The sequence below is a fragment of the Pseudoblastomonas marina genome (genome assembly GCF_014641655.1).
Classification (GTDB): domain Bacteria; phylum Pseudomonadota; class Alphaproteobacteria; order Sphingomonadales; family Sphingomonadaceae; genus Alteriqipengyuania_A; species Alteriqipengyuania_A marina.
The window spans coordinates 2074427-2087189 of sequence record NZ_BMID01000001.1 but is presented as its reverse complement, the minus strand read 5'-3'; the positions used below and the strand labels follow the sequence as shown (position 1 = coordinate 2087189).

Annotated in this window: 9 protein-coding genes (1 of these 9 only partly in view); 3 read left to right on the top strand and 6 right to left on the bottom strand. The window is 66.7% G+C overall.

Annotated elements, in window-relative coordinates:
* Nucleotides 1–30: 30 nt before the first annotated feature.
* Both hslV and hslU read left to right on the top strand, forming a co-directional pair.
* The gene (gene hslV, locus IEW49_RS10195; RefSeq protein WP_188642564.1) at nt 31–603 is read left to right on the top strand and encodes an ATP-dependent protease subunit HslV; all 573 of its coding nucleotides are present in this window, start codon (nt 31–33) and stop codon (nt 601–603) included.
* Between the two features lie 26 nt (nt 604–629).
* Nucleotides 630–1931 (top strand): ATP-dependent protease ATPase subunit HslU, encoded by a 1302-nt coding sequence (hslU, locus tag IEW49_RS10190; RefSeq protein ID WP_188642563.1) that lies wholly within the window; start codon nt 630–632, stop codon nt 1929–1931.
* Between the two features lie 77 nt (nt 1932–2008).
* Here hslU and IEW49_RS10185 read toward each other — a convergent pair whose 3' ends face one another.
* Both IEW49_RS10185 and IEW49_RS10180 read right to left on the bottom strand, forming a co-directional pair.
* On the bottom strand, nt 2009–2887 hold the full coding sequence (locus IEW49_RS10185) for an OmpA family protein (RefSeq protein ID WP_229658161.1): 879 nt from the start codon (nt 2885–2887) through the stop codon (nt 2009–2011).
* A gap of 181 nt (nt 2888–3068) precedes the next feature.
* Nucleotides 3069–4574, bottom strand: coding sequence for a SulP family inorganic anion transporter (locus tag IEW49_RS10180; protein WP_188642562.1), 1506 nt, complete (start codon nt 4572–4574; stop codon nt 3069–3071).
* A gap of 201 nt (nt 4575–4775) precedes the next feature.
* Here IEW49_RS10180 and IEW49_RS10175 point away from each other — a divergent pair, with 201 nt between their 5' ends.
* Nucleotides 4776–7610 (top strand): M16 family metallopeptidase, encoded by a 2835-nt coding sequence (locus tag IEW49_RS10175; protein ID WP_188642561.1) that lies wholly within the window; start codon nt 4776–4778, stop codon nt 7608–7610.
* A 37-nt stretch (nt 7611–7647) separates the two neighbouring features.
* Here the strand turns inward: IEW49_RS10175 and IEW49_RS10170 are convergent, their stop codons facing one another.
* The 4 genes from IEW49_RS10170 to IEW49_RS10155 all read right to left on the bottom strand — a co-directional run.
* Nucleotides 7648–9459, bottom strand: a complete 1812-nt coding sequence (locus IEW49_RS10170) for an ABCB family ABC transporter ATP-binding protein/permease (protein ID WP_188642560.1) — start codon at nt 9457–9459, stop codon at nt 7648–7650.
* A 59-nt stretch (nt 9460–9518) separates the two neighbouring features.
* Nucleotides 9519–10496, bottom strand: coding sequence for an aspartyl protease family protein (locus IEW49_RS10165; RefSeq protein WP_188642559.1), 978 nt, complete (start codon nt 10494–10496; stop codon nt 9519–9521).
* Nucleotides 10497–10564: 68 nt separating this feature from the next.
* On the bottom strand, nt 10565–11545 hold the full coding sequence (locus IEW49_RS10160; protein ID WP_188642558.1) for a glycosyltransferase family 2 protein: 981 nt from the start codon (nt 11543–11545) through the stop codon (nt 10565–10567).
* A 2-nt stretch (nt 11546–11547) separates the two neighbouring features.
* Nucleotides 11548–12763: the 3' portion of a lipopolysaccharide biosynthesis protein gene (locus IEW49_RS10155; RefSeq protein WP_188642557.1), read on the bottom strand. The gene runs 266 nt beyond the window's last position; the window shows 1216 of its 1482 coding nt (coding positions 267–1482); its start codon lies off the right edge, out of view; its stop codon occupies nt 11548–11550.

Sequence of the window (12763 nt, the reverse complement as noted above, 5' to 3'; positions counted from 1 at the left end):
CGCCGGTCCGCGCGGCATATATCCCCGCGCATGACTTCTCAAAACGACAGCCACGGGCTCACCCCCTGGCACGGCACCACCATCATCGGCGTCAAGCGCGGCGACAAGATCGTCATCGCGGGCGACGGCCAGGTATCGATGGGCAATACGGTGATGAAGCCGAACGCCCGCAAGGTCCGCCGGATCGGCGAGGGCGGCCCCGAAAAGGGCAAGGTCGTTGCCGGCTTCGCTGGGGCGACCGCCGACGCCTTCACCCTGTTCGAGCGGCTCGAACGCAAATTGGAGCAGTATAGCGGCCAGCTGATGCGCGCCTGCGTCGAGCTCGCCAAGGACTGGCGCACCGACAAGTACCTGCGCAATCTCGAAGCGCTGATGATCGTCGCGGACAAGGACACGCTGTTGGTGCTGACCGGCAATGGCGACGTGCTCGAACCCGAGGGCGGGATCGCCGCGATCGGATCGGGCGGCAATTACGCGCTCGCCGCTGCACGCGCACTGTCGGATTACGAGGACGACGCCGAGAAGATCGCGCGCCGCGCCATGGCGGTAGCAGCCGAAGTCTGCGTCTTCACCAACGATCAGGTGACCGTCGAGACGGTCTGACCTCCCCCGAATTCCTGGATTTTCAAATGACCGAAGCACTCACCCCCAAGGCGATCGTCGCCGCACTGGACGAACACATCATCGGCCAGAAGGAAGCCAAGCGCGCCGTCGCCGTCGCGCTGCGCAATCGCTGGCGGCGCCAGCGGCTCGCGCCCGATCTGCGCGACGAGGTGACGCCCAAGAACATCCTGATGATCGGCCCCACCGGCTGCGGCAAGACCGAGATCAGCCGCCGTCTGGCGAAGCTCGCCGACGCGCCCTTCGTCAAGGTCGAGGCGACCAAGTTCACCGAGGTCGGCTATGTCGGGCGCGACGTCGAACAGATCGCGCGCGACCTGGTCGAGGAAGCGATTCGGCTCGAAAAGGACCGCCGCCGCGATGCGGTGCGCGAATCGGCCAGCAAGGCGGCGATGGACCGGCTGCTCAACGCGCTGGTCGGCGAGAACGCCAGCGAAGCCACGCGCGAAAGTTTCCGCCAGCGCATCACCGACAATTCGATGAACGACACCGAAGTCGAGATCGAGGTCGAGGAAGCGCCGCAGATGCCGTTCGACCTCGGCGGTGCAGGCGGCAATGTCGGGATGATCAACCTGTCCGACATGTTCGGCAAGGCGATGGGCAAGGCGCCGCGCAAGCGCCGCAAGCTCAAGGTCCCCGATGCGTGGGACAAGCTGGTCGAGGAAGAGGCCGACAAGCGGATGGACCAGGACGACGTCAATCGCGTCGCGCTGGAGAATGCCGAGACCAACGGCATCGTGTTCTTGGACGAGATCGACAAGATCGCGGTCAGTGACGTGCGCGGCGGCTCGGTCAGCCGCGAAGGCGTGCAGCGGGACCTGCTGCCTCTGATCGAGGGCACCACCGTCTCGACCAAATACGGCCCGATGAAGACCGACCACGTGCTGTTCATCGGCTCGGGCGCGTTCCACGTCGCCAAGCCCAGCGATATGCTGCCCGAATTGCAGGGCCGCCTGCCGATCAGGGTCGAACTGCGCGCGCTGACCGAGGAGGACTTCGTCCGCATCCTCAAGGAAACCCGCGCCAACCTGCCGCAGCAATACACCGCGCTGCTCGGTACCGAGAACGTCACGCTCGACATCACCGACGAGGCGATCGCCGAAGTCGCGCGGATCGCCGCGCAGGTGAACCAGGGGGTCGAGAATATCGGCGCCCGCCGCCTTCAGACCGTGATGGAGAAACTGCTCGAGGAGATCAGTTTCGACGCCGAGGAACACGAGGGCGAAACGGTAACGATCGACGCCGAATACGTGCGCGAGCGTCTCACGCAACTGGCCGACGACACCGACCTGTCGAAGTATATCCTCTAGAGGGACGGCACTTATGAAAAAGCGCGGGACAGGCTCATGCCTATCCCGCGCTTTTTACGTGGTTTCTGCGTCGGGGCTTACAGCCCTTCGACGGCCTTGCTTACCAGCACGCTCACTTCGACGCGGCGGTTCTGCGCGCGGCCGGCTTCGGACATGTTGTCCGCTTCCGGGTCGGCTTCGGCCATGCCGGTCGGGGTGAGCATGCGCCAGGGTTTCCACTGGCATTCCTGCTGGAGGAAGTTGACCACGCGGCCCGCGCGGCGCTCGCTCAGCACCTGGTTGTAATCCTGGTCGCCGACCGAATCGGTGTAGCCGACCACCAGCAGCAGCGCGTTGTCGGTGCCCTGCGCTTCGGCCGCGGCCTGGCACAGCTTGCGTTGGTCCGCCTGCGACAGCTGCCACTTGCCGGTGTCGAAATAGACTGCGGTGGTCGAACGCACGTTGTAATTGTCGATATCGCCCACGCGGCTGCGCAGCGCGTCGGTCGCGGCAGTCTGCTCGGCGAAACCTTGCGCGGTACCGTTGCGGATCATCTGCGCCATTTCGAGGCTCTCGTTCGAGAAGCGCACGTCCTTGGCGATCAGGGTGTTGCCCCACTGGACCGTTTCGACATCGACCTTGAGGCCGTTGAGCAGCGCGGCCTGGGTCTTGTCCGACCGGCCGAGGCTGAGGAAACCGTTAACCTCACGAATCGAGGTGGTCGGCGCAATCCGGATGTCGTTGGTCGAGCCGTCCTCGCCGTTGACGCGGATCGCGCCTTCCTTGCGCGCGGCGATCATGCCCTTGATGGTCGGGCCTACGGGAAGTTCGGACAGGTCTGCCGGAAGCTGGCCGACGATGTCAACGCGGGTTTCGGCGCTCGCACCGGTCTGATCCTGCGCCGCGACGCCGGTTGCCGGAACGGCCAGCATCGCGATGAGGGCGAGGCCCGTCGATTTGCTGAAAATGGATTTCACTCTGACAATCTCCTTCGGTTTGCCCCCGAATGTAAGCTCTCGGCATGGCGGATCGGCCAATGCGGTCGCGCATGCCCAATCGCCTCCCTAGGCGGGGGTTCCGACTGCCAGATGAACCGCGGAGGCGGCCCGGGGCGAAGCTGCGACGGGCCGAAGGAGCCGTGCAGGATTTGCGATGAAATCAGGGATGCGGGGCGAGCCCGATCTCGACCCCGGTCTTGTCGGTGAGCGCGAATCTGTCGACCAGGTCGCTACTGGCGCGGTTCAGGCCCTTCACCTGCACGCTCCGCCCGTTCATGCGCATCCGCTCGACCACCTTGTCGAGCGCGCCGATCGCCGAGATATCCCAGAAATGCGCCTTGCTGACGTCGATCACGACGTGCTCTGCCGGATCGGGCTGGGTGCTTTCGGGGCCGAGCGCGGCTTCGAACCGCTCGACGCTGGCGTAGAAGATCTGCCCCTTGGCGCGATAGGTCGCGGTGTCGCCCTTCCGCTCGCGCACGACCTCGAACATCGTCATCACCTTGTGGGTGAAGAACGCACCCGACAGCAGCACGCCGACGAGCACGCCGATCGCGAGGTTGTGGGTCGCGACGACCACTGCGACCGTGCTCAGCATCACCACCGAGCTCTGCCACGGATGCACGCGCAAATTGGGGATCGAGTTCCACGAGAAGGTGCCGATCGAGACCATGATCATGATCGCGACCAGCGCGGGCATCGGCACCTGGCCGACCAGCGGGCCGAGCGCGGCAAGCAGGACCAGCAAGGTAACGCCGGCGGCGAAGGTCGACAGTCGACCGCGGCCGCCGCTGGTGACATTGATCACCGACTGGCCGATCATCGCACAGCCGCCCATCCCGCCGAACAGCGCGGCGACGACGTTGGCCGCGCCCTGGCCCGCGCTTTCGCGGCGCTTGTCGCTGCCGGTGTGGGTCATGTCGTCGACGATCTGCGCGGTCAGCAGCGATTCCAGCAGGCCGACCGCCGCCATCGTCAGCGAGTAGGGCAGGATGATCTGCAGCGTCTCGAGCGTCAGCGGGACGTCGGGCAGCACGAAATAGGGCAGGCCTTGCGGAAGCTCGCCCATGTCGGCGACGGTGTTGACCGGCGCCTGCAGCCAGATCGACAATCCGGTGAGCACGATGATCGCGATCAGCGGGCTGGGGACCGCGGTGGTCAGCTTGGGCAGCAGGTAGATGATCGCGAGCGCGGCGGCGACCATCGCATAGGCTTCGATTCCGACGCCCGGATTGCCGGGGATCAGCTGCGGCAGCTGCGCCATGAAAATAAGGATCGCGAGCGCGTTGACGAAACCGGTGATGACCGAGCGCGAGACGAACTGCATCAGCAGGTCGAGCCGCAGCAGTGCCGCGATGCCCTGGAACACGCCCATCAGGGTCGTCGCGGCGAAAAGGTAATCGACCCCGTGATCGCGCACCAGCGGCACCACGACGACCGCGACCGCGGCCGTCGCCGCCGAGATCATGCCCGGGCGTCCGCCGGTGAAACTGATCACGATCGCAATCGCGACCGAGGCATAGAGCCCCACGCGCGGATCGACGCCCGCGATGATCGAGAAGCCGATCGCTTCGGGGATCAGCGCCAGCGCGACGACGATACCTGCGAGGATGTCGGCGCGAATATTGCCGAACCAGTCGCGCCGCAGCGCACCGGGATTTGCCATGACCAGGACCTGTGGAGTTGGGCGGCGCAATCGGGCACCGCTTCTTCGCCGCTCCCAATACGGAATTGTGCGGTGCAGCACAACCTAGGCGGCTTTGACCCCCGGTCGGGTCAACTGGGCGCTTCGCAGAGTCCCCCCTGTTGCCATCGGCACCCGGGCGGCTAGCCTGCTGCGCGCAACAGATCAGGGAAGGGGTCTCACATGTTCAAGCAGTTTCTCGCCGCCTCCACCGCCGCGCTCGCGCTGGGCGCCGCCGCGCCGCTCGCCGCGCAGGACGGGACCGATGCCACCATCTCCGCGCCCGAGATTGAATATACGATGTGGACGCTCGACAACGGCCTGCGCGTGATCGCGATCCAGGACGATTCGACCGCCGATGTCACCACTTCGATGTGGTACGACGTCGGATCGAAGCTCGACCCCGAAGGTCGCAGCGGCTTCGCGCACCTGTTCGAGCACATCCTCAGCCGCAAGACGCTGAACATGCCCTACAACCAGATCTACGGCCTGACCGCCGATGTCGGCGGCACCCGTAACGCTTCGAACGGCCCGGACCGTACGAATTACTTCGAGACCGTCCCGGCCGAATATCTCGAGCGGATGCTGTGGACTCACCGCGAACGGATGTATTTTCCGGTGGTCGACGACGAGGTGTTCAACCGCGAACGCGACGTCGTGAAGGAAGAGCTGCGGCAGCGCGTGCTCGCGCCGCCCTATGGTCGCTTCCAGCGCTTCGTGCTGCCCGAAAACGCCTACGACACCACCGCCTATCGGCGGCCCGGGATCGGTTCGATCGAGGAACTGAACGCCGCCACGCTCGAAGACGCGCTCGCGTTCCATGAGGCCTATTACGGGCCCGACACCGCCACGCTGATCGTCGCGGGCAATTTCGACGAGGCCAATCTGCGCGCGTTGGTCGATGAGTATTTCGCCGACATCCCGCGGCGCGAGAACCCGGTCCCGCTCGAACTGAGCACCGAGGAACCCGAGCGAACCGAACCGCGCACGATCGTCGCGCGCGCGCCCAACGTGCCGCTGCCGGTGCGCGGCACCGTGTGGAAGGGGCCCAAGACCGCGACCGAGGATACCGCCGCGCTCGAAGTGCTCTCAGCGATCATGGCGCGCGGCGACAACAGCCGGTTGAACGAGGCGCTGGTGCGCTCGGGCAAGGCGGTCGATGCGAGCTTCTTCTACAGCGACGGCGAGGAGGCCGGGATGATCGCAGGCTTCGCGATCACCAATCCGACCGCCGACGCCGCAGAGGTCAGGACTATCCTCGACGCCGAGTTCGACAAAGTCCGCACCACGCCGGTCTCGCTCGCCGAACTGCGCGAGGCGAAGAACGAGCTGATGTCGAGCACGCTGCGCCAGCGCGAGACCGCGCGCGGGCGGGCGTTCGAGCTGGGCGAGGCGCTGGTCTCGACCGGCGATCCCAAGGCCGCCGACAAGCGGCTCGAGGCGATCGCCGCAGTCACCGTGGCCGACGTCCAGCGTGCCGCCGCCAAGTGGCTCGATCCGCAGGGCCGGGTCGACATGACCTATGAGCGCGGCGAAGAGAACCCGCAGGACTGGGCGAACCCCTATCCGTTCCCGACCTTCCGCTCGCTGCCCGAACCGACCCGCACCCCGCTCGCCGTGCGGCCCGAGGCCGAGCGCGAAGCACCGCCCGCGCCGGGTATGAAGCCGACGGTCGAGGCCCCGGCGATCGTCGAGCGCACGCTTTCGAACGGGATCGAAGTCGTCGCCGCGCAGACCGGCGACGTGCCCTTCGGCACGATGACCGTGCTCGTCCCCGGCGGCGCCAAGTCCGACGCGCGGGCCAAGGCCGGGGTCGCCAACATGGCCGCCGCGCTCGCCGACAAGGGCGCCGGCGGCATGGGCGCGCAGGAGATCGCGGCCAGGCTCGAAAGCCTCGGCGCCAGCGTCGGCGCGACCGCGGGCACCGACGGCACCTTCTTCAGCCTCACCGCACCTGCTGCCAACATGCAGGAAGCGGGCGAGGTGCTCGCCTCGATGATCCGCAGCGCCGACTATCCGGCGGAGGAATTTGAACGCGAGCGCAAGCGGGCGATCGACGGCCTGCAGGTCGACCTGAAGGATCCCGGCGCGCTCGCGCGCATGGCCGCGCTGCCGGTGTTCTACGGTGATGCCGCCTACGGCTCGCAGCCTGGCGGAACGCAGGCGAGCCTTGCCGCGATCACGCGCGAAGACCTGCTCGAGCACCGGCAGGCCTACTGGCACCCGGCCGGGACCAAGATCATCGTCAGCGGCGGCGTGTCGGCCGACGATGCGGTCGCGCTCGCGGATTCGCTTTTCGGCGACTGGACCTCGGACGCCCCGGTGCCGCCCATGGTCGAGGATGCTGCGGGCGAACCGTCGCCGGTGCGCACGGTGGTGATCGACCTGCCCGAAGCCGGCCAGGCGGCGGTCTATGCCGGAATGCGCGCGCCGTCGCGCTCGAGCGAGGATTATGTTGCGCTCGAGCTGGCCAACTCCGTGCTCGGCGGCGGTTCGAGCGGCAGGCTGTTCGAAGAAGTGCGGACCAAGCGTTCGATCAGCTACGGTGCCTATAGCGGCCTCCCGGCCCGGGCCGACGATGCCTATTTGATCGCCAGCGCGCAGACGCAGAACGCGACCGCCGACGAAGTGGTGCAGGTGTTCCTCGACGAATTCGACCGGCTCGGCAGCGAGACCTTCGCCGAAGAGCTGATCGACAAGCGGCGCCTGTTCCTTTCGGGCGGGTACGGTCGCAGCCTCGAGACCTCGTCGGGCTTCAACAACATCGTCGCCGAGCTGCTGATGTACGGCCTGGAACCGGGCGAAGCCGCGAATTACGCCGCCGCCCTCCAGGGCGTGACCCCCGAGGCGGCCAGCGCCGCCGCGGCGAAATACGTCTCGGCCGACAAGGCAACGATCGTGGTGGTCGGCAATGCCGCCGAATTCATCGACGACCTGCGCGCGATCCGGCCCGACGTCGAGGTGATCCCGGCATCGGAGCTGGACCTGTCGCGCGGCGATCTGGGCGTGAGCGAATAAGGATCCGTGAGGCGAGGGCCGGGCGCCTGCTCGGCCCTTACTCCGCCGCTTCGGCTTCCTCTTCCGCCTCGGCCTGCTGGCGCAGCCACATCTCGGCATAGAGACCATCGCGCGCGAGCAGCGCGCGGTGGTTGCCGCTCTCGACGAGGCGCCCGTCGTCGAGCACGAGGATCGTGTCGGCATCGGCCACGGTCGAGAGCCGGTGCGCGATCGCGAGCGTGGTGCGGTTCGCGCCGACCGCGTGAAGCGTTTCGAGGATGTCCTGCTCGGTGCGCGAATCGAGCGCGCTGGTGGCTTCATCGAACAGCATGATCGGCGGATTCTTTACCAGCGTGCGGGCGATCGCCACACGCTGCTTCTCGCCGCCCGACAGCTTGAGCCCGCGCTCGCCGACCTGGGTGTCGAAGCCGTGCGGCAGCTTCTCGATGAAAGGCAGGATCGCGGCGCGGCGCGCAGCCTCGTGAATTTCGTCATGGGTCGCGCCACCGCGGCCATAGGCGATGTTGTAGCCGATCGTGTCGTTGAACAGCACGCTGTCCTGCGGGACGATCCCGATCGCCTCGCGCAGGGATTTCTGCGTAACCTGCGAAATGTCCTGCCCGTCGATCAGGATGCGTCCGTCCTGCGGATCGTAGAAACGGAACAGCAGCCGCGCGATCGTGCTCTTGCCCGCGCCCGAAGGCCCGACGATCGCGACATGGCTCCCCGCCGGGGCCTCGAAGCTGAGGCCTTTGAGGATCGTGCGACCGGGATCGTAGCCGAAGCGCACATTGTCGAACACGATCGATGGTTCGCGCACCACCAGCGCCGGGGCGCCGGGCACGTCTTCCACCTCTTCGCTCTCGTCCATCAGCCGGAACATGTCCGCCATGTCGATCAGCCCCTGGCGGATCGTGCGATAGACCCAGCCGAGCATGTCGAGCGGGCGGAACAGCTGCATCAAATAGGTCTGGATCGCGACGAGATCGCCGACGGTGAGCAGCCCGCGGCTCCACTGCCAAACGGTAAAGCCCATCGCGAACAGCATCAGCGCGTTGGTGATGAAGGCCTGCGCGATATTGAGCAAAGCGAGCGAATTGTCGGACTTGATGGCGGCCGCCGCATAGGCGCGCGCGGCGCTGCCGTAGCGCTCGCGTTCGCGCTCCTCGGCGCCGAAATATTTCACCGTTTCGTAGTTGAGCAGCGAATCGACCGCGCGCGAAAGCGCCGTCCCGTCGAGGTCGTTCATCTGCTTGCGCAGCTTGGTGCGCCATTCGGTGATCGCCTGCGTCGTCCAGATATAGGCGACCACGGTGACCGCGGTCGCGACGACCAGCTCGCCGCCGAACATGGTGTAGAAGATGATCCCCACCGCGATCAGCTCGATGATCGTCGGGGCAATGTTGAAGAGCAGGAAATAGAGCATCGAATCGATGCTCTTGGTGCCGCGCTCGACCACCTTGGTCACTTCGCCCGTGCGGCGCGACAGGTGGAAGCGCAGGCTCAACCGGTGGAGCCGCGCGAACACGTCCTCGGCCAGCCGGCGGGTGGCGTCCTGCCCGACCTTTTCGAACGCGATGTTGCGCAGGTTGTCGAACCCGGTCGCGGCGAAGCGGCCGAGCGCGTAGGCGAGGACGAAGGACAGTGCGACCAGCAGCAGCCCGTCGCCTTCGAGCGCCATGGTATCCACCACCCGCTTGTAGGCGAGCGGCAGTGCGAGCATCACGCCCTTGGCGACCAGTACCAGCGACAGCGCGATCGCGATCCGCCAGCGCAGGCCGCGATTGTCGCGCGGCCACAGATAGGGGAGGAAGCGCCGGATCGTGGCCCAGCCGTCATGGCGGCCCTCGCGTGTCTCGTCCGGCGGCATGATGCTGTAATTGGGGTGCGGCGGCGAGAGGGGCAAGACCCGGCGACACGCCGCGCCGCCTAGTCGTCCTTGCCGAGGCGCGAGGCGTAGGCCTTCCTGAAGGCGCTTTCGAGCGGGACCGAGCCGGACGGAAGATCAAACAGGATCTTGCCGCTCTTGAAGTCGATCGCCACGCGGCGGAACATCCTCAGGTGTTGAATGCCGAGGATGAGAGCGGGTTTCTCGGTCAGGCCAAGGTGACGAAAGGGCGGGGCATCGGCGAAGGCGATCGGGATGTTGACGATCGAGAAGCCGGGGACCTTGACCTCGCCCGCCACCATCACATTGCCGGTCTGGCTGTTGCCGAGCACGTCTTCCCATTCGGCGAGCCCCAGTTCGCGCGCGCGGAGCCGATTGCGGAGCGCGAAATTGCCGATCGAGATCTGCGATCCGGTGTCGATGACGATATCTGTCGCGATCCCGTCGATCCTGGCGCTGGTGATGATCAGCTGCCCGAGCCGCTGCTTGGCCCGGATGATGATCTCGAACCCGCGCTGGCTGAGGCCGGGGCGCGCATCGTGGACGGTGAGCGTGTCCTCCTCGAAATCGAGCAGCACCCGGCTGTCCTGCAGGCTGTCGAGCCCGAGAATGCCGTCGGCGCCGATCTTGTCGCGAGCCAGCACCGGCGAGGTGAGGCAGCAAAAGTCCATTTCAGCGAGCGTCAGGTTATCGATGTCGACGAGGTCGGCTTCCTCTTCGCTCGCCATCCCCACTACGAGCGCCCGTCCCGCGGGCGCGAGCGCGAGGGCGGTGGCAATTTCGCGCGAGACGACGGTGGCCTCGGCCCCGGTATCGACGAGGAAGCGGTATGGGCCTTGGCCCTGGACCGAGACCTGAACGGTAACCCGGTTGTAGCGCTCGCGCTCGAGCGCGACGATTTCTTCCTGCGTGAGCTGATCGGTCGCGCCCGGGTCAAGCGGGGGATTGTCTGCGGGGGTCGCGCCGCCCAGGCCGAACGCGACGGCGGATAGCGCAAGGGACAAGGCGAATTTCTGCATCGAACGTCTCCGAGGGGGCGTTATACCACGTTCGGACACCCGGCAGAAACGCCGATCCACCAGCGCCGCTATCCGCCCGACCGACGGAACGAACTGGCCAACGCCCTGGCGAGGTCGCGCGGGTGGGCGAGCAGGCTGGTTGTGGGGTTCAGCCCGGTTTCGGGCGCAAGCGAGCGCAATTCACGCCAATAGGTCGCAAGGCCGTCGCGCGAGGCGAAATAGCGATGCGCGGCGGCTTGCTCGGCGATCGCCCGATCGAGCCGAGCAGACTGGGCTTCGGTCAGCGCAATGTGCTCGCCGCGGCGGATGCTGGCGAGCGATACGGTGATCTGTCGCGCATTGAACAGGGCATTGCCCTCGTCGGTCAGATTGTCGCCCTGGCGATGGATGATCGAAACGTCCTCGAACCGGCAGACGAACTCGCCCAGCTCGGTGAGCCGGAGCCAGAACAGCCAGTCCTCGCCATAGCGCAATTCAGGCATCCATCCGGCCGCCTCGGCGGCGCTGCGGCGGAACACCACCGAGCAGGTCGGGATGAAACTGGTGGTGAGGAAATGTTCCTGCGGCGAATCGAGCCGGAAGTCGCCGTCGCGGCCGAGCGCGGTGGTGCCGGCACCCGGGGCAAGACGCCTCGCCAGATGGCGATGGGGCGGCCGCCCGTCGGCGAAGGTCACCAGTCCATCGGCAAAGGCGACCACGGCCTGCGCATGCCGATCGAGCATCGGGGCCAGCGTGGCGAGCGCGTGGGGCAGGTATTCGTCGTCCGAATCGAGTGGCGCGAAGAGCGAGCCGCGCGCCGCCTGCATGGCCGTATTGCGCGAGGCACCCAGACCGCGATTGCGGGGCGAGACCACGAGCTGGACCGGGATCGACGAATCGGCCGCCCAGCGCTCTACCACCGTGGCGGTATCGTCTTGCGAAGCGTCGTCGACCACGACGATCTCGCCCGGCGGCTCGGTTTGCCGCGCGACGCTGTCGAGCGCGCGGGTGATCAGGTGCGCGCGGTTGTAGGTCGCGACGATGACGCTGACGTTCGCGTTGCCGGCCATCGTCAGGCCGCCTTCGGGCGGTGCAGGCGTTCGCTGACCAAGCGGGTGATGTCGTCGACGCTCGGATGACGCACCGCGACGAGCGTGCCGTACCACAGCGCCACGCCGGCCGCCGAAAGGATCATCAGCAGGCCCAGCCCCATCTCGGACGGCGCGACCCAGAAGCGATAGGCGAGGAGGAGTGGCAGGGCGGCGGCGGCGGCGGCGATCGCGGTCCGGGCATAGATCGCGAACAGTTCGCCCCAGCCGAACCGCACCAGCCGCTGGATGAAGACCGCGTGGATCGCCCACCAGATCGCGCCGTGGATCATGCGCGAGAAGGCCGCCCACCACAGCCCGTACTGCGCTGCGATGACGAGGATGCCGAGCGACAGGATCGCGTCGAGCAGGGTGAGCTGGATCGCCCGCGACCAGCCGCCGAGGAGGTAGCCGACATCGACCTGCATCGGCACCGCGATGAAGAAGGTCTGCGCCAGCGCGACCCACACCAGCAACGGCGCGACCTCGGCCCAGCGCTCTCCGTAAAGCCCGAGCACCAGCGGTTCGGATGCCGCGGCGAGACCCGCCATCGCGCCCCAGGTGACCGCGCACAGCGCGGCGGTAAGACGCAGATAATGGGCGCCGATGTTCTCTCCTCTATCGCGCGCGCGCGCGAGGGACGGGTAGAACACTGCCGCGATCGGTCCTCCGACCAGCAAGCGGAATTGCAGCGCAAGTCCGGTCGCGCGGCTGTACAGGCCGAGCGCGGCTTCGCTGATGACCTTGCCGATGATGAGGTCGGGCGCACGCGCGGCGAACCCCGCAGTAAACGACAGCACGCCCGACCACCCGCCATAGGTGAACATTTCTCTCGCCCCTTCGAGGCTGGGCGGGAAGACGGCGAAGACCGGACGCACGAACTGTGTCAGCAGCGCGCGGGTGAACTGATAGGCGAACACGCCGAAGGCGAGCGACATCGCCGAATAGCCCTGCCAAGCGGCAGCGATCGAGACGAGCGCGTTGACGAGATGCGCACCGCCCTCGACGAAGGCGGTCTTGCGGAAGTCCATGTCGCGTTGAACCAGCGCCATCGGCACCACCGCCAAGGGGGTGAAGATGAACGAGATCCCGATCATCAGCGTGATCGTGAACAGCGCCTCGTTGTCGTAGAAGTCGGCGATCGGGCGTGCCATCAGCATCACCACCACGACGATCGACAGCGCAACCGCGATCGATACG